At 65.0% G+C, this 22,564-nt stretch carries 20 protein-coding genes; 9 read left to right on the top strand and 11 right to left on the bottom strand.

Annotation, left to right across the window (positions count from 1 at the left end):
- Window positions 1-154 precede the first annotated feature (154 nt).
- Entirely contained in the window at window positions 155-1,273 is a 1,119-nt protein-coding gene (gene cofG, locus VJ162_RS09105) for a 7,8-didemethyl-8-hydroxy-5-deazariboflavin synthase subunit CofG (RefSeq protein ID WP_324663793.1), read from the bottom strand.
- Window positions 1,274-1,791: 518 nt separating this feature from the next.
- Between cofG and VJ162_RS09100 the strand changes: the two genes are divergently transcribed.
- The gene (locus VJ162_RS09100) at window positions 1,792-1,992 is read left to right on the top strand and encodes a hypothetical protein (RefSeq protein WP_324663792.1); all 201 of its coding nucleotides are present in this window, start codon (window positions 1,792-1,794) and stop codon (window positions 1,990-1,992) included.
- A 1-nt stretch (window position 1,993) separates the two neighbouring features.
- Here the strand turns inward: VJ162_RS09100 and pyrF are convergent, their stop codons facing one another.
- The gene (gene pyrF / locus VJ162_RS09095) at window positions 1,994-2,821 is read right to left on the bottom strand and encodes an orotidine-5'-phosphate decarboxylase (protein ID WP_324663791.1); all 828 of its coding nucleotides are present in this window, start codon (window positions 2,819-2,821) and stop codon (window positions 1,994-1,996) included.
- Between the two features lie 107 nt (window positions 2,822-2,928).
- Here pyrF and VJ162_RS09090 point away from each other — a divergent pair, with 107 nt between their 5' ends.
- Window positions 2,929-3,405 (top strand): hypothetical protein, encoded by a 477-nt coding sequence (locus VJ162_RS09090; RefSeq protein WP_324663790.1) that lies wholly within the window; start codon window positions 2,929-2,931, stop codon window positions 3,403-3,405.
- Window positions 3,406-3,420: 15 nt separating this feature from the next.
- Here the strand turns inward: VJ162_RS09090 and VJ162_RS09085 are convergent, their stop codons facing one another.
- Window positions 3,421-3,768 (bottom strand): hypothetical protein, encoded by a 348-nt coding sequence (locus VJ162_RS09085; protein ID WP_324663789.1) that lies wholly within the window; start codon window positions 3,766-3,768, stop codon window positions 3,421-3,423.
- A complete protein-coding gene (locus VJ162_RS09080) occupies window positions 3,768-4,208 on the bottom strand; it encodes a DUF2240 family protein (protein ID WP_324663788.1) in 441 nt (146 codons plus the stop codon). Before VJ162_RS09080 ends, VJ162_RS09085 begins: the two co-directional genes overlap by 1 nt.
- 528 nt (window positions 4,209-4,736) lie before the next feature.
- On the opposite strand from VJ162_RS09080, the gene VJ162_RS09075 reads away from it, so the two are divergent.
- The 3 genes from VJ162_RS09075 (at window position 4,737) to ppk1 (ending at window position 8,497) form a co-directional block, all read left to right on the top strand.
- Entirely contained in the window at window positions 4,737-5,108 is a 372-nt protein-coding gene (locus VJ162_RS09075; RefSeq protein WP_324663787.1) for a 30S ribosomal protein S8e, read from the top strand.
- A gap of 159 nt (window positions 5,109-5,267) precedes the next feature.
- The gene (locus VJ162_RS09070) at window positions 5,268-5,981 is read left to right on the top strand and encodes a metallophosphoesterase family protein (protein WP_324663786.1); all 714 of its coding nucleotides are present in this window, start codon (window positions 5,268-5,270) and stop codon (window positions 5,979-5,981) included.
- Window positions 5,978-8,497: a polyphosphate kinase 1 gene (gene ppk1 / locus VJ162_RS09065; protein WP_324663785.1), complete on the top strand. Its 2,520-nt coding sequence runs from the start codon at window positions 5,978-5,980 to the stop codon at window positions 8,495-8,497. Before VJ162_RS09070 ends, ppk1 begins: the two co-directional genes overlap by 4 nt.
- Here the strand turns inward: ppk1 and VJ162_RS09060 are convergent.
- Window positions 8,494-9,492 carry a PhoU domain-containing protein gene (locus VJ162_RS09060; protein WP_324663784.1) on the bottom strand — a complete coding sequence of 333 codons (999 nt, stop codon included), beginning with the start codon at window positions 9,490-9,492 and terminating at the stop codon, window positions 8,494-8,496. The genes ppk1 and VJ162_RS09060 overlap by 4 nt on opposite strands.
- Window positions 9,493-9,821: 329 nt before the next feature.
- On the opposite strand from VJ162_RS09060, the gene VJ162_RS09055 reads away from it, so the two are divergent.
- From VJ162_RS09055 to pstB, 4 genes are all read left to right on the top strand, one after another.
- The gene (locus VJ162_RS09055) at window positions 9,822-10,802 is read left to right on the top strand and encodes a phosphate ABC transporter substrate-binding protein PstS family protein (protein WP_324663783.1); all 981 of its coding nucleotides are present in this window, start codon (window positions 9,822-9,824) and stop codon (window positions 10,800-10,802) included.
- Between the two features lie 88 nt (window positions 10,803-10,890).
- Window positions 10,891-11,910: a phosphate ABC transporter permease subunit PstC gene (pstC, locus tag VJ162_RS09050; protein ID WP_324663782.1), complete on the top strand. Its 1,020-nt coding sequence runs from the start codon at window positions 10,891-10,893 to the stop codon at window positions 11,908-11,910.
- The gene (gene pstA / locus VJ162_RS09045; protein WP_324663781.1) at window positions 11,910-13,547 is read left to right on the top strand and encodes a phosphate ABC transporter permease PstA; all 1,638 of its coding nucleotides are present in this window, start codon (window positions 11,910-11,912) and stop codon (window positions 13,545-13,547) included. Before pstC ends, pstA begins: the two co-directional genes overlap by 1 nt.
- Window positions 13,547-14,425 carry a phosphate ABC transporter ATP-binding protein PstB gene (gene pstB / locus VJ162_RS09040; RefSeq protein ID WP_407066848.1) on the top strand — a complete coding sequence of 293 codons (879 nt, stop codon included), beginning with the start codon at window positions 13,547-13,549 and terminating at the stop codon, window positions 14,423-14,425. Before pstA ends, pstB begins: the two co-directional genes overlap by 1 nt.
- A 123-nt stretch (window positions 14,426-14,548) precedes the next feature.
- Here pstB and VJ162_RS09035 read toward each other — a convergent pair whose 3' ends face one another.
- The 6 genes from VJ162_RS09035 to VJ162_RS09010 form a co-directional block, all read right to left on the bottom strand.
- Window positions 14,549-15,598 (bottom strand): ABC transporter permease, encoded by a 1,050-nt coding sequence (locus VJ162_RS09035; protein WP_324663780.1) that lies wholly within the window; start codon window positions 15,596-15,598, stop codon window positions 14,549-14,551.
- The gene (locus VJ162_RS09030) at window positions 15,595-16,671 is read right to left on the bottom strand and encodes an ABC transporter permease (RefSeq protein WP_407066855.1); all 1,077 of its coding nucleotides are present in this window, start codon (window positions 16,669-16,671) and stop codon (window positions 15,595-15,597) included. Before VJ162_RS09030 ends, VJ162_RS09035 begins: the two co-directional genes overlap by 4 nt.
- A gap of 50 nt (window positions 16,672-16,721) precedes the next feature.
- A complete protein-coding gene (locus VJ162_RS09025; RefSeq protein ID WP_407066854.1) occupies window positions 16,722-18,257 on the bottom strand; it encodes an ABC transporter ATP-binding protein in 1,536 nt (511 codons plus the stop codon).
- 82 nt (window positions 18,258-18,339) lie between these two features.
- On the bottom strand, window positions 18,340-19,446 hold the full coding sequence (locus tag VJ162_RS09020; protein ID WP_324663777.1) for a BMP family lipoprotein: 1,107 nt from the start codon (window positions 19,444-19,446) through the stop codon (window positions 18,340-18,342).
- A 540-nt stretch (window positions 19,447-19,986) separates the two neighbouring features.
- Window positions 19,987-21,213: an outer membrane protein assembly factor BamB family protein gene (locus VJ162_RS09015; RefSeq protein WP_324663776.1), complete on the bottom strand. Its 1,227-nt coding sequence runs from the start codon at window positions 21,211-21,213 to the stop codon at window positions 19,987-19,989.
- A 278-nt stretch (window positions 21,214-21,491) separates the two neighbouring features.
- Window positions 21,492-22,340, bottom strand: a complete 849-nt coding sequence (locus tag VJ162_RS09010; protein WP_324663775.1) for a TatD family hydrolase — start codon at window positions 22,338-22,340, stop codon at window positions 21,492-21,494.
- Between the last annotated feature and the right edge of the window lie 224 nt (window positions 22,341-22,564).

Below are 22,564 nucleotides of genomic sequence, written 5' to 3'. Positions count from 1 at the left end.
ACACCCGGGTACACGTGAGTCTAGTTTCCGGACGGTATTATAGCTATCACCTAGCTATCTAGGTACCCACGGATATGCCCGCCACGCCGGCACAGCGCCTCGACGCTTCCGGTGTCCGGCCAGCGGGCGCCGGCGGACACGCGTCTCTCGCCGTTCAGTCGGAGCTGACTGGCGTCGTCGGGTTCTCGCCCCGCTCCAGCACCGCCCGGAACCGCCGGCCGGCCGCCCCCTCGGCGCCGATGGCCCGCTCGACGGCCGGCGGACACCACTCCGCCTCGACGAACCGCTCGTAGACGGGTAGCCGCTCGCGCAGCGGGACGCCGGCGGCGTCGGCGACGGCCTCTAGCTCCCGCAGGGCCGGCCAGGCGTAGTCGGGGTTGATGTGGTCGTCGGTCACCGGGGACACCCCGCCCAGGTCGTCGATGCCACAGTCGACCAGCTCCCGGGCCGGCGCGAGGTTGGGCGGGACCTGGACCGACACCTCCGCTGGCAGTCCGGCCCGGGCCATCGCGGTCGCTCGCCGCATCGTCGCCAGGTCGGGCGAACCCCCCTTCCAGCGCTCGTTCTCGACGACCGGCTGGACGATGACCTCCTGAACGTGACCGTAGCGCTCGTGCATCGCCGCGATGGCCAGGACGCTCTCGGCCCGGTCGCGCCAGTCCTCGCCGATGCCCACCAGGATACCCGTGGTGAATGGTACCCCCAGCTCCCCCGCGGTCCGAATCGTCGCCAGTCGCTGGCCCGGCGACTTCGCCCGCGGCCCGCCGTGGGCCTGCACGTCGGCCGTCGTCTCCAGCATTACGCCCATCGAGGCGTTCACGTCGGCGACGGTGGCCATCTGCTCGCGCGTCTGGTCGCCCGGGTTGGCGTGGGGGAGAAGCCCTTCGGAGAGCGCGATTTCGCAGGCCTCGCGCAGGTACTCGTGGACCGTGTCGTGGCCCAAGGCGTCGAGCTGGTCGTACAGCTCGGTGTAGCGGTCGTCGGGGTCGTCGCCGAACGTGAACAGGGCCTCGGTACAGCCCACCGCCGCTCCGGCCCGGCAGGTCTCGCGTATCTCCTCGGGCGACATGAGCGTCGCCTCCCCCGGCGGGTCGTAGTACGTACAGTAGGTGCAGGTGTACCGACAGGCCGTGGTGAGGGGAACGAACACGTTCCGGCAGTAGCTCAGTTCGGGCGCCGTCCCGACGTCTTCGGGCATCACCGACAGCAGCCGCTCGACCTCGCTGTCGTCGATGGTCACGTCGACGTCGTACTCGTCGGCGCCCGGAATCACGTCTTCCGGTGGGTGCCCGACGGACAAAAGCGTCTAGTAACCTCGAATACTGCAGTCGGTAGCGAGATTCAGAACAGCCAGAGAGCCCCGCTAGCTATTGCTGCCGAAGCGACAACACACAGCCAGAAAGCCCCGGGTCGTTGCACTCCCGCGGCTCGCTGCGCTCCTCGGCACTCCCGCTGGTCGTGCCTACGGTGCTTGCTTTGCCGGGGTTCGCGCAACGACCCGCCCCTTTCAGTCCACCCGTAGCCGGTTGGTTACACAGCGCTGGGCGAATGAAAGGGGCGACAGGCTGGACGAAGGCGGACGACGCACGCACGCGAGCAAAGCGGGCGCGCGCAGCGAGTTCTCCGAAAATCTTCGATTTTCGGGATGACGAGAGAGCTCTGCTCTCTCGAACCACCCCCGAGTCCAGCCTGTCGGGGCTTTCTGGTTGAAGTCCGTCACGGTTGTCACAACACCGACTTCTGTTCCTAGTCCCCGAAGCGTTGAAACGTCCGAGTACGCTAGAGCGTAGCATGAGTGTCTCAGGTTTGTGTGAAATCTGCCAGCAGCCCGACGTCGAGCACGGCTGTGATCGGTGTGGGCAACTGGTCTGTGAACGCCACTGGGACCGTCAGCTCGGGGTCTGCATCGAGTGCAGCAGTCAGGTCGGCGGCCGCGGGGGACAGGACTCGACGGAGAACCTCCCGGACGGCGTCGACACCTATCGGTTCTGACTCAGCGGTACTGGTTGAGCTGTTCTTTCAGTTGCTTCGCGGACTGGCCGGCGGCCTCGAAGAACTTCTCGGGGTCGCCGCGGTCCGCCGCTTCTTCCCCCGCGAAGATGATGCCCCGCGAGGAGTTGACCAGCCCGACGCCGTCGGCCAGCCCGTGTTCGACGGCGGCTTCGACGTCCCCGCCCTGGGCGCCGACCCCGGGGACGAGGAAGGGGATGTCGGGGACCAGTTCCCGAATCTCTGCCAGTTCCTCGGGATTGGTCGCGCCGACGACGAGGCCGACGTTGCCGTTGTCGTTCCAGAGGTCCGCGAGGTGGACCACCCGCTCGTACAGCCTCTCGCCGGAGGCCAGTTCGAGGTCCTGGAGGTCGGCCCCGCCGGGGTTGGAGGTGCGCCCGAGCACGAACACGCCCTTCTCGGCGCGCTGGAGGAACGGTTCGAGCGAGTCCCGACCCAGGAACGGGTTGACGGTGATGGCATCGGCGGCCGGGCCGTCGTCGTCGGAGAGAACCGACGCGTACTGGCGGGCGGTGTTGCCGATGTCCCCGCGCTTTGCGTCTAGCAGGACGGGCACGTCTTTCCCGTGTGCGTACGCGATGGTCTCACGGAGCGCCCGCCAGCCGTCGGCGTCCTCGTAGAAGGCGGCGTTCGGTTTGTAGCAGGCGGCGTGTTCGTGGGTCGCGTCGATGATGCGGCGGTTGAACTGAAAGCGGGGCAGGTCGGCGTCGGCCACCGCCTCGGGGAGGCGGTCGGGGTCGGGGTCCAGCCCCACAGAGACCACGCTGTCGGCGACCGCGATGCGGTCGGCCAGCCGGTCGAAAAAGTGCATATCTACCGGGCCGACTGGGACGGATACAAGCGTTTCCCTCTCCGCCGGGTATCATCGGTGATAATTCGAACCGGCAGTATTTTGTACTGGCTGAGAAAGCAGCCGCTATGGACCGTTCCCTGGACGTGGGACACGTCGCCGAGACGCTCCCCGACCTGAGCGAAGCACTGTCGGACTCGCGGCTCAGGCCGGTCGGCGTGGTCGTCGGCTTCGCCCTGCTTACCGTCGGTGCGCTGCTGTCGATGGCCCCGACGACCGGCCAGTGGGCCTTCTGGTCGAACGCGGTCGCCGCGACGCTCGTGTTCGTGAGCGTGCCGCTGTTCTGTGTCGGCCTCGCCGCCCCGGACCCGCCCGAGGGCTCCCGATTTCACTTCGGCGTGAACCTCTCGCGCAAGCAGCGCAAGGCGGTCGCCGCCGGCTCGCTGTGTCTCACGCTCTCGCCCGTGGTGATGGCGCTTGGCTCGCCGCTCGGGCTCTCGACCCTGGTGCTGGCGACGGCCGCGACGCTGGCGTTCGTCGGCGCGTCGCTCGTGCTGACCGGCTTTATCGCCTGGACCAGCGAGGCCCTGGCCGGCCCGGCCTGAACAGCCCGCTCGGGGCTATCGCAGTGTCTCCGCGACCACGTCAACGAGTACCTTGACCGCGGCCCCGCTGTGGGCAACGACGACCCGGCCCCCGTCCTCGACAGTGACGTCGTCGCGGTCGCTCTCGAATCCCGTCGGCGTCTCCAGTGCCAGCCGCGTCGCCGTTTCGGTCACGCTGACGGTCCCGAGCGTCTCCCCCTCGGCCGCGACGCGGAAGGCGTAGGTTCCCTCCGGCGTCGGCTCGGCGTCGGGGTCGGCGTCCTCGACTGACACCGCGCCCAGGGGCCCCCGTTCCAGGCCCGTCAACTCGGACGCGAACAGCTGCCCGACTCGCTTCCCGTCCGTGATACGGTCCTCGACCATCAGAGCTCCTCCCTGACCTCGGCGGCGATACCGCCCACGTCGACCCCCTCGCTGCGGGCGTAGACGACCGCCGCCGCGTTCAGTGTCACGCCCAGTTCGGACTGGCGCTTGTTGATGTCCGCGACGGCCGTCTGTTTCTCGACGCCCGTCTCCACGACCGCGTCAAGCACCTGTTCGAACGTCGAGCGCGACTGGAGTATCTCCTCTCCCGGCTGGAACCCGTCGGGTATGGTCGTCGACGACGCGTCAAAGCCCACGGCCAGGGTATCTCCCTCGGGTTCGAGCAGCCCCTCGCTGGTGGCCACGTCGACCAGCGTCTTGGCCTGGTCGGGCGAGAACCAGTTGCGGTCAAGGGAGAGGGCCACGACGAACTCGCTTTCGGCCATCCGGTCGGTTCCCCGCTGGCGAAACGGCGCGGCCACGGCCGTCTTCAGACTCATCTACCGAATGGGCCGGTCGGTTCGGGTGTAACGGTTGCGATTGCGAGCAGTGACTGCGGGTGGTCGTGTCGCTGTGACGGTCACCGATTACTACAGCCAGAAAGCCCCGACCGTCTTCGGTCGAGGGTGGTTCGAGAGAGCGAAGCTCTCTCGTCATCCCGAAAATCTTTGATTTTCGGAGAATTCGCTGTGCTCCTCGTCATTCGCTACGCTCACTCCTGTGGTGCTTACGTCGTCCGCCTTCCCGAAGACGGCCGCCCCTTTCAGTCCCACCCTGTGCTGTTTGACCAACCGGCTACGGGTGGGACTGAAAGGGGCGCTGGGCTAAACGAAGGCGGGCGACACAAGCACTGGACCGAACGTAGTGAGGGAAGCGCGCAGCGAGCCCCCCGAGTTTAGCCCAGCGGGGCTTTCTGGCTGTCAGTAGTGGTCGCGTCGTCTGACTCCAGTATATCGCTGCCAATTACCACAGCGGTTCCTACAGCTAGCATCGAACGCTTCAAGTAGCCGCTCGGCCACGTACCGGATATGCAAGACCAGGGACGCTCCCCACGCAAGCGGACAGGCGGCCGACGGCGACCGAACCACAAGAAGAAGAAACACGAGCTGGGTCGCCAGCCGACCGAGACCCAGGTCGGCGACCAGAAGCTGAAGGTCGTCCACTCGCGGGGCAACACGAGCAAGGTCCGCGCCGTGACGACGAACGTCGCGTCGGTCGCCGACGGCGACGAGACCGTCGAGGCCACCATCGAGCAGGTCACCGAGAACCCCTCGAACCCCAACTACGCCCGCCGTAACATCATCACGAAGGGCGCCATCGTCGAGACGAGCGAGGGCCAGGCGCGGGTCACCTCCCGCCCCGGTCAGGACGGGCAGGTCAACGCCGTCCTCGTCGAGTAATCTCCCGTCTTTTCGCGGTTTTCCGACGCTATAGCGGCTGCGCTCCGTCAGGCCGTGTTCTGGGCGCCTCTCACGAGCGGTACGTTCCGATATATACCACTATTATAAAGCACCTAAGTCGGCTCTCCCGTCCGAACTATCAAGAGTCCCGTGACCGCCATGACCGCTCACCCGACGTTCGACCCGGCACTCGACGCACCGACACGACGCATCGACGCCAGCGCGTGGGACGACATCTACGTCGTCGGCGATGTCCACGGCTGCCGTGGGACGCTCGAACGGCTGCTCGGTGAACTCTCGCCGACCGACGACGACCTGGTCGTCTTCGTCGGCGACCTCGTCCGAAAGGGACCGGACAGCAAGGGCGTCCTCGACCTCGTCCGCGAGCGCGAGAACCTCGTCAGCGTCCGCGGCAACAACGAACAGAAGCTCGTCGACGGCCGCAAGTCCATCGACGCGCTGACCGATGCGGACTACGAGTACGTCGAGTCGATGCCCGTGGCCATCTCCTGGGACGACGCTCTGGTCGTCCACGGTGGCATCGACCACCGCAAGCCCGTCGTCGAACACACGCTGACCGAACTGTTGAACAACCGGTCACTGGTGCCCGAGGCCAGCTATGAGCGGCCCTACTGGTTCGAGACCCGCCGGGAGTCTCCCCGGGTCTTCTTCGGCCACACGGTGCTTGCCGACCCGTTCGTAACCGACCACGCCGTCGGGCTGGATACGGGCTGTGTCTACGGCGGGCAACTGACCGCCTACGACTACCGGGCCGACGAGCTGGTGACGGTCGAGCCGCCCGAAACCTACGTCTCGCGGTCGGCAGACAGTATCGTCGACGCCCGCGTGGCCGACCCGGTCGAGGGACAGTGACTGACGACGACATCGGCATCCCGCCCTACGAGCCAAGCGGGGTCGACCTCACCGACCCCGACCGCTACCTGAACCGGGAGCTGTCGGAACTGGCCTTCCAGCGGCGGGTGCTCCACGAGGTGTTAGACGAACGGAATCCGCTGCTGGAACGCGTTCGTTTCCTCGCTATCGTCACCCGCAATCTCGACGAGTTCGTGATGAAACGCATCGGCGGGTTGAAACAGCAGGTGCAAGCCGGCGTCACCGAACGCACCGCGGACGGCCGGACGCCGGTCGAGCAGTGGGAGGAGAGCCACGACACGTTGGCGCCGATGTTGCGCCGACAGGCAGACTGCTACAGCGAGACGCTTCGGCCCGCGCTGGCGGAGGCCGGCATCGACGTGCTCGACTACGACGACCTCGGCGAGGCGGAGCGACTGGAGCTGCGCGACTACTTCGAGGAGTCGGTGTTACCGACGCTCACGCCGCTGTCGTTCGACCCGGCCCACCCGTTTCCGTTCATCTCCAACAGGTCGCTGTCGCTCGCGGTGTTGACTCGGCCCCGCGACGACGAGCTGACGTTTACCCGGATCAAGATTCCGCCCAACCGGCCCCGACTGGTGCAGCTAGACGACGACACCCGCTACGTGCTCGTCGAGGAGATCATTCGCCACAACCTGGACCTCCTCCTGCCGAATGTCGACGTCGTCGATACGGCGCTTTTCAGGCTCACGCGAAACGCCGAGGTGCGCCGCGACGAGGAGGTCGCGGAGGACCTCATCGACATGATAGAGGAGGTGCTCGAACAGCGCCGCTTTGCCAGCGTCGTCCGGATGGAGATCGCCGCTGACGCCCACCCGCGTATCCGCGAGACCCTCCAGGAGCAACTGGACCTCGACGAGCGCGAGATATATGACCTGGAGGGGCCACTCGACTACCGCGCGTTCGAGACGCTGACCGACCTCGACCGGCCCGACCTGAAACTGGAGTCGTGGACGCCCCAGCCCCACCCGCGGCTGCGGGACCCCGACTCGATCCCGCTTGCGCGGACGGACGCCGAGCGTCCCCGGACCATCTTCGACGATATCGACGAGGGGGATATACTCCTGCACCACCCCTACCACGACTTCGGTGAGACGGTCCAGCGGTTCCTGACCGAGGCGGCCAACGACCCCGACGTGCTGGCGGTGAAAGCGGCCATCTACCGCACTGCGAGTGACTCCCAGGTCATCCAGTCGCTCATCGAGGCCGCCGAGAACGGCAAGCAGGTGGCGGTGATGGTCGAACTGAAGGCCCGATTCGACGAGCAGAACAACCTGGAGTGGGTCCGCCGGCTGGAGGAAAACGGCATCCACGTCGCCTACGGCACCATCGGGCTGAAGACCCACACCAAGACCGCACTCGTGGTCCGCGAGGGCGACGACGGCGTCAACCTCTACTCCCACGTCGGCACGGGCAACTACCACTCCGGGACGGCGAAGGGGTACGTCGACCTCGGGCTCCTGACCGCCGACCGCGACATCGGCCAGGACCTGGTGACGCTGTTTAACTCCTTTACCGGCCCGTCGCTGGACGAGGAGTTCCGCAAGCTGCTCGTCTCCCCCGTGACGATGCGGCCGCAACTCACGCGGGCCATCCGTCGGGAGGCCAGACACGCCCAGGCCGGCCGACCCGCCCGCATCGTCGTGAAGGTCAACGGGCTGGAAGACCCCGACATCGTCGAGGAGCTGTACCGCGCGTCGATGGCGGGGGTCGACATCGACCTCATCGTCCGGGACATCTGCCGGCTCCGGCCCGGTATCGAGGGGGTCAGCGAGACCGTCACCGTCCACTCCGTGGTCGGCCGGTTCCTGGAACACTCCCGCATCTTCTACTTCGAGAACGGGGCCCGTGCGGCCCGCTCGGCGGACTTCGAGGACCCGCCGGAGGGTGGTGACCCGGACTACTACATCGGGAGCGCCGACTGGATGACCCGCAACCTCGACTACCGCGTCGAGGCGGTCACGCCGGTCGAGGACCCCGACCTCAGACGGCAGCTGAAGTTCAACCTCGACCTCATCCTCGCGGACAACCGCAAACGGTGGGTGATGAACAGCGACGGCAGCTACGACCAGCAGTACCCCCGGGACGGCCGCCCGGTCGTCAACGCCCAGGGAATCCTGATGCGCGAGACGCTGAAGGCCCGGCGTAACGAGGACGTCGAGGTCGGACTGTCGGCGGACTACCCCGTCGATAGCGACATCCTGGTGACCGCCGACGGGGCCGAAACCGACGAGTCTCGCCCGGAGACCGAGCCGGATGTGGCCTCGACGGACGGGGCCACCGACGGCGAGTACGGGCTGGCCCAACCCACCGACGGGGGCGTCGACCGGCCGAGCGACAGCGGGTCGGCCGACCCCCTCGAACGGTACGCCGAGTACTGGTACCAGCCGGACAGCGAGACGTACGACTACACCGTGCGGACACCCGACGGCGGACGGCGATATCTGAAAACGAGAGACGGGGCGGTACAGGCGCTCGAACGGTACTACGACTAGGGGCGCGGCGCGGCCTTCTGGAGGGCGCTCTCGGCGATGTTGCCGCCGTAGTCGGCGGTCCGGGACAGGGAGTCGACGATACGGCCCAGTATCTGTGCGCTCTCGGGGTCGGCCTTTCGGACCTTGCTGTCGATGTCGCGGGCGGTCTCGTCGACGGCCGGGATGCGGCTCTGGGCGTCGTTGGCCTGTTCGACCGCTTCGTCGGAGTCTTCGGTCAGCAGGGCGTCCATGGCCATCTCGGGGACGGTGGTCGCCTCGGATTCGAGCTGGCGGAGCAGGTCGGCGGTGTCGCCGCTTATCTCGCCGATCTCCAGTGAGAGACTCGCTATCTTGGTGGCGTGGTCGGCGATGCGTTCGAGCTGGCGGGCGCTCGACTGGTAGTCGAAGACGGTCTCCCGGGGAAAGCCGATCTCGTTTGCCGCCGTGGGGTTGCGGAGGACGGTGCGGAACACCCGCGAGACCATATACCAGAGCCGGTCCACGTCGTCGTCCCGTTGCATCACGTTCTCCGCGAGGTCGTCGTCGTCCTCGATGAGCGCCTCGACGGCGTCTGAGAGCATGGTCAGGGAGACCAGCCGCATGCGCGTGATGGCGTTGTGAATCGACAGCTCCGAGGAGTCAAGCAGGTCCTGGAGGACGATGCGGTCGGAGGTCTCCTCGATGACTTCGAGCCCGACCAGGCCCTGGGTGGCGTCCCGAATGATGCGCCGTTGCTCGGCCGTGATGCGGGTGGCCTCAAGCTGGATGACGTCGAAGCCGCTGACGTACATCGTCATCACCGCGCGCGTGAGTTCGTGGGGGTTGTCCAGCCCGTCGATGTCGAGAGCCCCCTCGACGCGGTCCTCGTCGTGTTTCGGCGCGAGCAACAGCAGGTCCTCCTCGGCGTGGAACTCGACGACGCTGCCCGCGCTCACGTCGTTCGATGTTGCCCAGTCTTTCGGTAGCGACACGGTGTACGTCGAACCGCCCGTCACCTGCACCTTGCGAGTCTCCATGTGCGTTCGTTTACCGGCCACTCGGTATAAATCCACCTCTATCTATATATTTGACAGCCTATTCGAGTAGAAACGCCGAATAACCCGTCTACAGGGGCTCAAGCACCACTCCACTCGCAAATATTGCTCGTCAGGGCTACGCTATCGATACCACTGTACAATCTCGAAAAATCCTGCTCTGAAGGGTCCGAAAGGCCGAAAAGCCGTATTATGCATAATTCATAGTGATGTCTATGTGTGCTGTTCTCAGGGATTATCTATATAGACAACATAGATATATAGATAAATCATAGTAGGGTATTTATTTACATCTCGCTACCCTTCCGATGATGTCTGACTCACCGAACCGTTCTGTCTCGCGCCGTAGCTTCCTGACAAGCGCCGGTGCCGCAGGCGCGCTCGCGCTCGCGGGCTGTACCGAGGGTCCCGGAACGGGTACGGAAACCGGCCTCTCCGGTAGTATTCGGATCAGCGGGAGCAGCACGGTGTACCCGGTCGCCCAGGCAGTGACCGAGCAGTTCCGCTCGCAGAACTCGCAGGTCGAGTTCAACCTGAGCCGGGACGGCTCCGGCGGCGGGTTCAGCAACCTGTTCTGTGAGGGCAACTCCGATTTCAACAACGCCTCCCGGGAGATTTCCAGCGACGAGGAAGAGCAGTGTTCGGACAACGATATCGAGTACCACGAGATAAACGTCGCCACGGACGCACTCACGGTCATCGTCAACAACGACAACGACTTCGCCACCGACCTGACTATCGACGAGCTCCGCCAGATCTGGCGCGCGGACGGGGCCACGACGTGGCAGGACGTCAACAGCGACTGGGACGACGAGGAGATAAACCGCTTTGGCGCGGCCGACACCTCCGGCACGTTCGACTACTTCCGCGAGGCCGTCATCGGTGAGGAGGCGGACCACACGAGCGACTACGAGCCGACCGAGCAGGACAACACCATCCTCCAGGGCGTCCAGCAAGACGAGTACGCCATCGGCTACTTCGGCTTCTCGTACTACCAGAGCAACCAGGACGCGGTCACCGCCGTCAGCGTCCAGACCGAGGAGGCCGACAGCTACGTCGAGCCGACCCTCGATAACGCCAAGAGCGGCGACTACCCGCTCGCGCGCCCGCTGTTTACCTACCCGAAGGTCAGCTCTCTCGCCGAGGACCACATCGCCGAGTTCGCCCGCTTTTTCGTCCGGCAAAGCGCCAACTCGGACCTCATCGCCGACCAGATCGGTTACGTCCCAAAGACCGAAGAGGAAATGCAAAGCGAGCTGGACGCGCTGAACGAGGTCATCTCGAACGCGTAATACATAGAAGGATAGTGTGGCACAATAGCGCTATAGAGACATTCCGGGTACTTTTTCCCGAGATACAGCAAATGGACTCACAACCACGATGAGCAACGAGGGACAGACTCCCGACCTCACGGGGGATCGGGGACTTCAGACGGTGCGGGAGTCGACGTACAAATACGCCTTGGCCGGGTGTGCTGCCCTCTCAGTTCTGACCACCCTGGGTATCATCGGCGTGCTGTTTGTCGACGCCGCGGCCTTCTTTTCGTCGCCGATGGTCACGCTGGGCGAGTTCTTCACCAGCACCCGATTCAGCCCGAACCTCGAACCAGTCTCCTTCGGTATCTTCCCGCTGCTACTCGGGACCCTGCTTGTCACCTTCGGCGCCGCACTCGTTGCCCTGCCTATCGGGCTGTTGACGGCCATCTACCTGAGCGAGTACGCCTCCGAGCGCACGCGGTCGGTACTGAAACCGATGCTGGAAGTGCTTGCCGGCGTCCCGACGGTCGTCTATGGCTACTTCGCGCTCGTCTACATCACGCCGGCGCTCAACGCTGTCATCGGCGCCGTCAACGAGACACTGGGAACACAGCTCCCGACGCTCGGGCTGTTCAACGGGCTCTCGGCTTCCATCGTTGTCGGCATCATGATTATCCCGATGGTCTCCTCGATAAGCGAGGACGCGATGAGCTCCGTGCCGGACTCGCTCCGGCAGGCCGGCTACGGCCTGGGGGCCACGAAGTTCAACGTCTCGCTGCGTATCGTCGTCCCCGCCGCCGTCTCCGGTATCGCCTCGTCGTTCATCCTCGCCATCTCGCGGGCCATCGGCGAGACGATGGCTGTCGTGCTCGCCGCGGGCTCGCGGCCACCGGACATCCCGCCGACACAGACCGCCTTCGGCGTCCTTCCGTACGTCGCCCCTGGTGACCTGCTTGCCCTCTACAGCGAGAGCGCGGCGACGATGACCGTCGCGATGATCAACATCGCCGTGAGCGACCTCTCCGGTGGATCGCTTGCGTACCAGTCCCTGTTTGCGATAGGACTCACGCTCTTCGTCATCACGCTGGCGATGAACATCGTCAGCGACGCGATAGCCAGCCGCTACCGGGAGGAGTACGAATAATGGCAACAGAGACAGAGACCGGCTTCGGCCAGGTCAGTCGGCTGCGAGGCACCGTCTTCAAATATCTCACCTTCGGCGCGTCGCTGGTCGGTATCCTCGCGCTGGGCGTGTTGCTCGCCTACGTCTTCTGGGACGCGCTGGGACTGGAGTCGGCGGGCACGGCGTGGTATCTCACCTACACCGCGACGCTGCTTGTGCCCCTGCTTGGCTTCCTCGCGTACGCTCGCGACAAGCCCGAGGTGACGGCCGGGGCGATAGAGCTCGTCGGGTTCACGCTCGCCGGCGGGATGCTCTCCTTTGCCACCATAATCGTCCTGCTTGTCATCGCCGGCCCGCAGGTGTGGGTCACCTACTTCCTCACGGTCGTCGCCCCGGTCATCGGGCTGTTCCTCTATGGCCAGTACAACCGGGAGGCGACCTGGGTCGGGCTGGGCATGCTCGGCGTGCTCATCGCCGGCCCGGTCGTCGGGACCCTCCTGATCGGGAGTATCGGCACGGTGGCCGCGCTGCTTGGCGCTCCCGGTGTCTACTTCCTCTCGCTGGTCGTTCCCGGCGCGGGCCTCGCGGCGTTCCTGGCGGCCGACCGGTTCGGCGCCTCCCGACGAGTGACCCTCGGGGTCGGCGTCGGCCTCCCGGTCCTGGCTATCGTCGGCGTTCCGGTCGTCGATACGGTCCCGCTGGTGGCTCGCTCCGTCTGGTTTGCCGTGCTCGTCATGCTCGGCCTGCCGGTCGGATTCGCCGCGGCAAACACCGCCAGACAGCCGGCGCGGCGGGCCGCTTTCGCGCTCCCAGTCATCGCTATCGGGGGGTTCCTGGTCGGCGAGTTCGTCGTGGGTGCCCTCGGTGCGACCCAGCCCTCGCCGTGGCTCGACTGGCAGTTCCTGACGAATCCGACCTCTTCGCTGGCCGCAAACGCCGGGCTCTACCCGGCCGTCATCGGCTCCGTCTTCCTCATCATCCTCGTCAGCATCTTCACCTTCGTCTTCGGCGTCGGCACGGCTATCTACCTCGAGGAGTACGCACCGTCGAGTGGCCCCCTCGGCACCGCCACGCGGCTCATCAACGTCAACATCTCGAATCTGGCCGGCGTCCCGTCGGTCGTCTACGGCCTGCTCGGTCTGGGTATCTTTGTCAACATCGACATCGGGTTCGGGCCGGTCGTCTACGGTGGTATCGGGGCGGGGACGGTGCTGACGGCGGCGCTGACGCTCTCCCTGCTCATCCTGCCCATCGTCGTCATCTCCGCCCAGGAGGCGGTCCGCTCGGTGCCCGATTCGCTCCGGCAGGCCTCGTATGGCATGGGGGCGACCCGATGGCAGACCATCCGAAACGTCGTCCTGCCCCGGTCGCTCCCGGGTATCCTGACGGGGACCATCCTGGCGCTGGGCCGGGCTATCGGGGAGACGGCGCCGCTCATCATGGTCGGCGCCGTGGCGACGAAGTACACCCCCCCGTCGGGGCTGTTCGACACGCTCACCGCGATGCCGCTCCAGATATACACGTGGGCGTTTCTCCCGTCGGAGGCGTTCCGCTACGGTGTCGTGGCGGCCGGCGTCGTCACGCTGCTCATCGTCCTACTGTCGATGAACAGCGTCGCGATTCTCGTCCGAAACAAATTCCAACAGGAGGCTTACTAATGACAACAGAGGACATTGTGACCGACCCGACGACAGAAACCGACGAACAGACAGACTCACTCGTCGATACCGACCCGGGAAAGGGCGGTCTGAGCGAGAACGACGACCGCGGGACGGTCACCGCGGCCGGCACCATCATCGAATCACGCGGCCTCGACGTGTTCTACGGTGAGACACAGGCCTTACAGGACATCGACCTCGCCATCCCCGAAAACCAGGTCACCGCGATGATCGGGCCGTCGGGCTGTGGGAAGTCTACGTTCCTGCGGTGTATCAACCGCATGAACGACCTCATCGACATCGCCCGCGTCGAGGGCGAACTCACCTTCAATGGCAAGAACGTCTACGACAAGAACGTCGACCCCGTCGCCCTGCGCCGGCGTATCGGGATGGTGTTCCAGCACCCCAACCCCTTCCCCAAGAGCATCTACGACAACGTCGCCTACGGGCTGCGCACCCAGGACAAGACCGAGAACATGGACGAGGTTATCGAGGAGTCCCTCAAGAAGGCCGCGCTCTGGGACGAAGTCAAGGACCGCCTCGACGAGTCCGCCCTGGACCTCTCAGGGGGGCAACAACAGCGGCTCTGTATCGCCCGGGCCATCGCCGTCGACCCGGAGGTCATCCTGATGGACGAGCCCGCCTCGGCGCTCGACCCCATCGCCACCTCCCAGATTGAGGACCTCATCGAGGACCTGGCCGAGGAGTACACCGTCGTCATCGTCACCCACAACATGCAGCAGGCGGCCCGCATCTCGGATAAGACCGCCGTCTTCCTCACCGGCGGGGAGCTGGTGGAGTTCGACGACACGGACAAAATCTTCGAGAACCCGGAGAGCCAGCGCGTCGAGGACTACATCACCGGCAAGTTCGGATAATCGGTGTTGGTCAGCGGGTCGGTAGTCCAAGTCCCTTCCGCTATTTCTGCGAGCTTCGTTCGGTGTCCGCTCGGAGCGGGTCGGTGAAAACGAACACCGCGGTCAGAGACCGGCGGTGGCGCCTCACTCCTCGCTCTCGTACGTCTCACCGACGGCCGAGGGCGTCCGCGTGGAGCCCCAGACGGTGAGGACGACGATAACGGCGGCGTACGGGAACAGGTTGACGAGCCTGTTTGGCACGTCGATACCAGCCGTCTGCAGCTGGATCTGTAGCATGTCCAAGCCGCCAAAGACGAGCGCCGCGACGGCCGCCCCGATCGGGTTGTAGTTCCCGAACAGGTAGGCGACGATGCCGATCCAGCCGCGGCCACTGACCATCGTGTCGCCCGTGCCGGTGAACGAGCCCGCCTGCGCGAGCAACACCGCACCGCCCAGGCCGGCCATGACGCCGGAGAAGATGACGGCGGCGTACCGGACACGGGTGACGTTGACTCCGGCTGTGTCGAGCGCTTCCGGGTTCTCGCCGGCCGCCTGAATCCAGTAGCCGTACCGCGTGTCGTTGAGGAATTTCCAGGCGGCAACGGCAAGGACGGCGGTGAAAAGCACCAGCGGTGACGTGTCGAAGAATATCGGTCCCACCACCGGGATCTCCGAGAGCACCGGGACGGTCAGGTCGTTTACGCTTTCGAGGCTCGGGCTGTTCCGGCTGTCCCAGACGAGCACCGCCATGAAGGGACCGAACCCGAGACCGACGAACCACAGCGCAAGCCCGGCGACGATCTGGTCCGCCTCGTACCTGATCAACAGGACGGCGAACACGGTCGCAAACACCAGACTGACCAGGACCGACGCGAGGATCGCGAGCCAGACGTCGCTCTGGCCCGGGGAACCCCCGCTTATAATCCACATCATCGTCGCCGCGATGGCTGCCCCGAAGATCATGAACCCCTCGACGCCGATGTTGAAGACGCCGCTCTTCTCGGCGTACAGCCCGCCGATAGCCGTCAGTGCGATGGGAGTCGCGGCCTGGAGCGACCGCTCGACGAACCCCACGGTGACGATCTTCTGAATCTGCAGGTCCATCGCCACTGTCGCCACCGCCACGGCGGCGAGGATGGTGACGACACCGGCGATTCGCAGCCGGTTGCCGTCCGTGTAGTCGGCGACGCTCATCGGTTCTCACCTCCGAGGCCGGTCCGCTGGGCGGCCATGCGGAACAGCTCCGGTACGGAGACAAACAGGATGACGAGCCCGATGACGCCGTCGATGAGCTGGACGGGCACGTCGGTGTAGATGCCGATATGCGAGCCGGCGGAGTCGAGGCCGCCAAACAGCAACCCGGCCGGAACGATGCCGAGCGGGTTGTTCGCGGCGAGCAAGCTCACGGCGATCGCGTCGAACCCGTACGTGCCGATGCCGCTCGGGTCGGTGTAGTAGCCCTGAATCATGATGGCAAAGACCGCGCCGGCGATGCCCGCCACCATCCCCGAGAGGGCCATCGTCAGGACGACTGTCCGCTTGGCGCCGACGCCCGAGTACGTCGCTGCCGACTCCTGGTGGCCGCTTGTCACCATGTCGTAGCCGAACCGACTGCGCTCCATCACGACGAAGATGACAACCACGGTCGCGAGCGCGATGCCCAACCCGATTATCGAGAACCCCGGGCTGTCGAACACTATCTTGGGCAGGGAGACGTACTCCGGAATCCGCTCCGTGTTCGGCGCCGTGTTCCCCTCACCGCGGAACTGGTTTTGCACCAGCCACCCGACGACGCCGGTCGCGATGAAGTTCAGCATGATGGTGGTGATGATGACGTTCGCGTCGGCGTAGGCCTTCAGCGCGCCGGGTAAGGCCCCGTACGCGCCGCCCGCACAGGCCCCCGCGCCAAAGCCGATCAGGAGCAGCCCGACACCGCCGACGGCACTCTCGGGCAACAGCGGCGCCGTCCAGATTATCGACATGATGGTCGCGAAGCCGCCGACGACGAACTGGCCCTGGACGCCGATGTTGAACACGCCGGCCCTGAACGCGACCGCGACCGCGACGCCGGTCAGGATAAATAGCGTCGAGAACCGCAGCGTCCGGGCGATGGCCGACTGTCCGCCTACTGCCCCCTCTAGCAGACTGGTGATAAACTGCACCGGGTCGTACCCCGCCGCCGCGACGATGGTGACGCCGATGAGCAGGGCCAGCGCCGTCGAGGCCGTCGCGATCGCCAGCCGTTCGACCACCGACGCGCGCAGCATGCGTCCGGCCGCTCTGTCGACTACGGCGTGGAGTCGCTCCGACGACCGGCTCACGACTGCACACCCCCGCTGGGGGCGCCTTCCGGCCCGTCGGCGTCGTGGCCGGCCATCAGCATCCCGAGTTCCTCCTCGGTCGTCGCTTCTGGGTCGACGGTGTCCATGAACTCGCCCTCGTACATCACCGCGATGCGGTCGGAGAGCTTCTGTATCTCGTCGAGCTTCGAGGAGACGACGACGATTCCCATCCCCGCCTCACGCAGCTCCAGCAACCGGTCGTGGATGAACTCGATCGAGCCGATGTCGACCCCCCGCGTCGGGTGGGACGCTACCATGAGGTCGGGGTCGTGTTTGATCTCCCGTCCGACGATGAACTTCTGCTGGTTGCCGCCGGACAGCGACTTCGCCTCGGCGTCTTCGTTTGGCGGCTGCACGTCGTACTCCCGGATGATCTCCTCGGCGTGACCGCGAACGGCCTCCCAGTCTATCATCCCGTTGTCGACGAACGGCTCGACGGTCTGGTTGCCCAGCAAGGCGTTGCGAACGAGGGTGTAATCCTGGACGAGCCCCTCCGTCGTCCGGTCTTCCGGGATGTACGCGATGCCGGCGTCGATACGCTGGCGGCGGTTCGTGTCGGTTATCTCCTTCCCGTTGAACCGCACGGAGCCGGCGTCGACGTCCCGGAGCCCGGTCAGCGCTTCGACCAGTTCGGTCTGGCCGTTCCCCTGGACGCCGGCGATTCCCAGGATCTCCCCCTCCCGGACGGAGACATCGACGCCGCTCACTTGTTCGAGCCCCCGGCTGCCCCGTACGTGGAGCCCTTCGACGTCGAGGACGGGGTCGCCTTCCGGCGGGTCCCGCGGCGGGCGATCGAACTGTACCTCTCGGCCGACCATCATCCGCGCGAGCTCCTCCTCCGAGGTGTCGCCGGCGTCGACCGTCCCGATGGCCTGGCCGTCCCGCAGCACGGTTATCTCGTCGGCCGCGTCGAGCGCTTCCCCCAGCTTGTGCGTGATGAATATCAGCGAGTGGCCGGCCGCCGCGAGCTCCGCCATCACGTCGAGTAACTCCTCGACCTCCTGTGGGGTGAGCACCGCCGTCGGTTCGTCGAGGATGAGTATGTCCGCGCCGCGATAGAGGCTCTTTACGATCTCGACGCGCTGGCGGGCACCGAGGTCGAGGTCCTGTACCTTCGTGTCGAGAACCCGGTCGACGCTGAAGTCATAGCGCGAGCAGATCTCTTCGATGTCCTCCCGGGCGGCCGCTGTGTCGACGAGACCGTTACTGCTTGGCTCGTGACCCAGGATGATGTTCTGTAGCACCGTCATCGTCTCCACGAGCTGGAAATGCTGGTGGATCATGCCGACGCCCGCGTCCATCGCGTCCCTGGGCGAGTCAAAGGTTCTTGGCTCCCCGTCGATGTGGATTGTCCCGGCGTTTTTCTCGTAGAGCCCGTAGAGGACGCTCATCAGCGTCGTCTTCCCGGACCCGTTCTCACCGAGGAGAGCGTGGATCGACCCCTTCGCCAGCGAGAGATCGACGTCGTCGTTCGCGACGACGTCGCCGAACCGTTTCGTGATCCCCTCCATCCGTACGGCAGGAGGGCTGTGGTCAGCGGTCATCGTCCTTCGTGGAAGCGTTCATAGATGCCAAATAGATGGTGCGGGAGACTCAGTTACAGCCGGAGGCGGAACACGGAACCTCGATATCGCCGCTCGTGATTCCGTCCTTGGCCTCCTGGATGTTCTGGGACACGACGTCAGGCAGGTTGTCCTCGAACGCCTGCCCGATCACGACGTCGACACCCTCCTCGTCGAGGCCGAGCGTGTTCGCGCCCGCGACACTGTCGAAGTTGTCCTCGGCGACCGCCGCAGCGACCTCCCGGGTCCCCTCGTTGATGTACTTGACTGCGGAGCCGATGATGACGTCCTGGAACTCCTCGAGGGTCACGGATTGGTCCGCGTCGACGCCGATGGCAAAGCGGTTGTTCTCCTGGGCGGCCTCGAAGACGCCCTGCCCGGCCGACGCCGCGGCGTGGTAGATTATGTCCGCGCCGTTGTCGTACTGGGAGGAGGCGATGTTGGCAGCGGTGTCCGTGTCGCTGTAATTGCCGATATACCCCGCGTCGACGGTGATATCGGAGTTGACCCACTCCGCACCGGCCTTGTAGGACTCCTCGAACGCGTTGATGAGTGCCCCGTCTTCGCCGCCGACGAAGCCGATGTGTGCGTTACCGGGCTCGTTTGAGTTCCCCTCGTGAGAGAGTTCCTCAGTCGTCATTGTCCCGCCCAGGACGCCAGCGAGGTAGGACATCTCGTGGTTAGCCCACGTGTATCCGGTCACGTTGGGTTCGTCGACGTAGTCGTTGATGAGCATCCAGTTCTGGTCGGGGTAGTCCGCCGCGTTCTGTGTGAGGGCTTCGGTGTGGTTGTACGAGACCAGGACGATGAGGTCGTAGTCGCCGCTGTCGGCCAGATCCGACTGGGTGGACTGGTAGTTCGACTGCTCGGTCTCCTCGACCTGGTTGATCTCGATGTCGTACTCCTCCTGTGCGGTCTGGAGCCCCTCGACCGCCAGGTCGTTGAACGCGTTGTCGTCGAACCCGGCGGGACTGGAGACGATAGCGATGTTCGTCGCCGACTCCGACCCGCTGTCGTCGCCCATGCAACCGGAGAGCGCCGATCCGGCGACGAGCGTCGCCCCCGCTGCAAGTACGGAGCGACGATCGATGGTGGACTCTGTACCGCTCGAATCTTCATTATTGTCTGTGTTGGACATCACACTCCGGGAGATGGCGTTCTACGTTAAATAATTATTCACTATATTGTACCTTCTTTGATAAGACAGGGCGTGTTTGTACCCCAGAGTGGCACTCACAGCGCGAGTACGGGGACGCAAAAACCCATAAGCGACCGACGACGGCGGACGAGAACCCTCGCGGACGGGTACACGGACCCCGTCGTCGTCTGTCCGTTCCCCGTCGGCCACTCCTCTCGTTGTGACCGCTATCCGGGAATCTGTCTCCTTACGTATCACTCATCTCTCAAAAAAATCAAATGTATCGGGCGTCACGGAAACGTCCTGTCACGTGGCGTTCACCCACTGGCCCTGTGGCTCCAGCAGTAATTCGTCGGCCCCGAACGTGGAGTTCGTCGTGAGTTTCTCACTCGTCACCTGAGACAACGGCGTTCACCAGCTCCGACATCGGTAGACTGCCCTGCCGTAGCGTTCAGTCTTTGCCGGGCCGGGGAGTCGGATCAGAGCGCTCTCCGTGTGGGGACAGATACCGCCCTACGCTCAGTACAGCCGAGCCACGTATCAACCGTCTGCATCAACATCACCCAGTACGGCCAGCCCGCTGATGTTGCTGGTCGCAAAGAATACAGCACCACCCACCAGAATCGGTGGGACCGTTACCGAGTGAAACCCGTCCAACACGTAGTTCCACCGAACCTCCCCGGTTTCACGATCGAAGGCAGTTATCGTCTCCCGGCGCTCGGTGGACACGTATTCGGACCCGTCGACCATCGCGACGACTGTCTCACGCCCGACGGAGAACCCCTGGGCGTACACTGCGTCGTCGTGTCGCCACCGCGTCGTTCCGGCCTCGATATCGACTGCGAGAAGCTCCTCGTCGGTCGCCACGAACGCCGTCCCCCGGTCTACAGCCACCGTCGTGTTGTGCATCTCGTCGGACTCGAACGAGTGGAGCTCACCCTTCCGCTCTCCTGTTTGGCGGTCGTGGATGCCGAGTGTGTCCCCGTCGACGACGAACACACCACGCTCAGTGACCACCGGGTCGGCACTCGTCGACGGGTTCGCCAGTGCTTTGCTCCAGTGGGCCGTGCCGTCCTGAAGATCGAACGCCGCGAGGCTGTCGGTTCCGTCGACCTGTCCCACTGTGTAGACGGTCCCGTCGTGCATCGCAGGCGTGAGTTGCTGCTGTGATATCTGGGTCTCCCAGTGCGGTTCGCCGTCCGCCGTTTGGACGGCTTCGAGCCCGTCCCGGTGCGGGACGACGGCGATACCCGACCGTTCGTCGACAGCAAGCAGTTCCGGCGAGTAGTTCCTGCCGGTGGATTCCGTCCCCTCGAAAGGGCGTCGCCAGACGGTCTCGCCACTCTGTCGGTCGAGAGCGACGATTCCCTCGCTGTGTGCGACGAGGAAGAGGCCATCGACGAGTGCTCTCCCGTGGTCACCGTCGCTTCCGAGACGTGTCCGCCACTGTTCGCTACCGTCCTGTGCGTCGAGTGCGATAGCGCTGCCGTCATTGCTGGGGTCGAAGTTCGTGATGTAGACGGTTCCGTCGCTGATCACCGGACTCCACCGCGTGAACGCCGCCGACTCCCACGCCAGGTTCCCCCGCGGGGGTGCGGCAACGTCCGACACGAACGTGTTCGCGCTGTTTGCCCCGTGTTGTGTCCAGCCCCCGTCAGGAACGGCGGGCAACGGCGTGTCCGGCCTCCCTGCTGAAAAGACCGATAGGCACCCCGACAGTGCTGCGGTACCGACACAGGCTGTCGCGAGGAGCGTACGCCGGTTCATACGGGCGATTGGTGGGCCAAGGCTCGACGTTCTGTACGTTCTGGAGGGCGCATGCCTCTGGTCGTACATCTGGACAGTGGTTAAAATTCATGCCCGATCTGCAGATACACCGAGGGGACCTAAGCCGCGTCTCCTGCGTGGAATCTGGGCTTTCGAACCACATGCGTAGAGAGATCCGATATCTACAACATGCCGTGAGATTCGCTATAGCGTACAGTAATTTATGCGCTACTCACGGATGGTGATGGTGGACACAGCAGGTAACGGGCTGACACTGACTACTGTCCCGACAGCGTCGCCTCGGTGTCGATCCCGTACACCGTTTTCGGGGTTTCGACGTGTGCAGTCCGTACGGCTTCGTCCTCACCGTTTTCCAGTAGCCATCGCACGCGACGGGGGACCGTCTTCGGTCCGAGCACGGCGCCCGGTCGGTCCGGGTCGTCGATGTAATCAGTCTCCATCAGGAACGGTTCGTCTTCCCCGATAGCAAGCTCCAGTTCGTCCTTGTCGGCGAGTACCGATTTCGTCGGTCCCTGCAATCGCCCGCCCGAGTAGTGTTTGACGACCTGCCGGCGGTCCAGACCCCGGTCTTTGGCCCACTGGGCGACTTCTTCGAAGTCCTCTCCGCCCTCGGTGTGGAGCTGTACGGCAAAGTCGCCGTCGGCGGCCAGCTCGAAGGCGTGACACATCACCGCGTTCGATGCGTCCCAGACGTCGTCCTCGACCTCGTAGTGGGGTCGACCGGACTTGATGGCCAGTGCCGGGCCGTCGGTGACGTACTCGCTGGCCACGTCGAGTCCCCGCTGCATGATGTCCCGGGCTTCCCCGGGAGCGTACCCGTCCTCGACTAACCGGGAGACGAGCCCCGGATGCACTCCGAGGACCGGCCACGCGCGGCCGGCGAGGACCTCGGTCGCGTCCGCGACGGCCTCGACTGTCAGGTCGAACACCTCGCGAAAGGTGCCCTCGTCGGTGGCCGTCTCCACCAGATGCCACGAGGGCTTGTTGAGCACCAGCAGGTGTGTCCCGCCGTGGTCGGCAAAGTCCTCGACGGCCTCGGTGTTGCGCCCGTTCACCGGGTCGAGATGGAGGTGGTTGTCCAGTACCGGCGTCGCCTCGATATCCATACACGGGTTCGGGGTTCACGGGGCAAAAACGCCACTACTCCCCGGTTCGCTTCGAGGAACCTCACTCCGTTCGGACTACCGTACTGCTCTCCGGGTCGCTTCGCTCCCCGGTTCGCTTCGAGGAACCTCACTCCGTTCGGACTACCGTACTGCTCTCCGGGTCGCTTCGCTCCCCGGTTCGCTTCGAGGAACCTCACTCCGTTCGGACTACCGTACTGCTCTCC

Source organism: Haloarcula sediminis, assembly GCF_035656455.1.
Taxonomy (GTDB): domain Archaea; phylum Halobacteriota; class Halobacteria; order Halobacteriales; family Haloarculaceae; genus Haloarcula; species Haloarcula sediminis.
The sequence above is the reverse complement of the archived record's forward strand: the minus strand, read 5'-3'. Positions and strand labels throughout refer to the sequence as shown.

What these genes read in the sequence shown, in the direction of transcription:
- VJ162_RS09100 (WP_324663792.1), top strand. Translation starts at nt 1,792, where the DNA reads ATGAGTGTCTCAGGTTTGTGTGAAATCTGCCAGCAGCCCGACGTCGAG.
- pyrF (WP_324663791.1), bottom strand. Translation starts at nt 2,821, where the DNA reads ATGCACTTTTTCGACCGGCTGGCCGACCGCATCGCGGTCGCCGACAGC.
- VJ162_RS09090 (WP_324663790.1), top strand. Translation starts at nt 2,929, where the DNA reads ATGGACCGTTCCCTGGACGTGGGACACGTCGCCGAGACGCTCCCCGAC.
- VJ162_RS09085 (WP_324663789.1), bottom strand. Translation starts at nt 3,768, where the DNA reads ATGGTCGAGGACCGTATCACGGACGGGAAGCGAGTCGGGCAGCTGTTC.
- VJ162_RS09080 (WP_324663788.1), bottom strand. Translation starts at nt 4,208, where the DNA reads ATGAGTCTGAAGACGGCCGTGGCCGCGCCGTTTCGCCAGCGGGGAACC.
- VJ162_RS09075 (WP_324663787.1), top strand. Translation starts at nt 4,737, where the DNA reads ATGCAAGACCAGGGACGCTCCCCACGCAAGCGGACAGGCGGCCGACGG.
- VJ162_RS09070 (WP_324663786.1), top strand. Translation starts at nt 5,268, where the DNA reads ATGACCGCTCACCCGACGTTCGACCCGGCACTCGACGCACCGACACGA.
- VJ162_RS09060 (WP_324663784.1), bottom strand. Translation starts at nt 9,492, where the DNA reads ATGGAGACTCGCAAGGTGCAGGTGACGGGCGGTTCGACGTACACCGTG.
- VJ162_RS09055 (WP_324663783.1), top strand. Translation starts at nt 9,822, where the DNA reads ATGTCTGACTCACCGAACCGTTCTGTCTCGCGCCGTAGCTTCCTGACA.
- pstC (WP_324663782.1), top strand. Translation starts at nt 10,891, where the DNA reads ATGAGCAACGAGGGACAGACTCCCGACCTCACGGGGGATCGGGGACTT.
- pstA (WP_324663781.1), top strand. Translation starts at nt 11,910, where the DNA reads ATGGCAACAGAGACAGAGACCGGCTTCGGCCAGGTCAGTCGGCTGCGA.
- pstB (WP_407066848.1), top strand. Translation starts at nt 13,547, where the DNA reads ATGACAACAGAGGACATTGTGACCGACCCGACGACAGAAACCGACGAA.
- VJ162_RS09035 (WP_324663780.1), bottom strand. Translation starts at nt 15,598, where the DNA reads ATGAGCGTCGCCGACTACACGGACGGCAACCGGCTGCGAATCGCCGGT.
- VJ162_RS09030 (WP_407066855.1), bottom strand. Translation starts at nt 16,671, where the DNA reads ATGCTGCGCGCGTCGGTGGTCGAACGGCTGGCGATCGCGACGGCCTCG.
- VJ162_RS09025 (WP_407066854.1), bottom strand. Translation starts at nt 18,257, where the DNA reads ATGGAGGGGATCACGAAACGGTTCGGCGACGTCGTCGCGAACGACGAC.
- VJ162_RS09020 (WP_324663777.1), bottom strand. Translation starts at nt 19,446, where the DNA reads ATGTCCAACACAGACAATAATGAAGATTCGAGCGGTACAGAGTCCACC.
- VJ162_RS09015 (WP_324663776.1), bottom strand. Translation starts at nt 21,213, where the DNA reads ATGAACCGGCGTACGCTCCTCGCGACAGCCTGTGTCGGTACCGCAGCA.
- VJ162_RS09010 (WP_324663775.1), bottom strand. Translation starts at nt 22,340, where the DNA reads ATGGATATCGAGGCGACGCCGGTACTGGACAACCACCTCCATCTCGAC.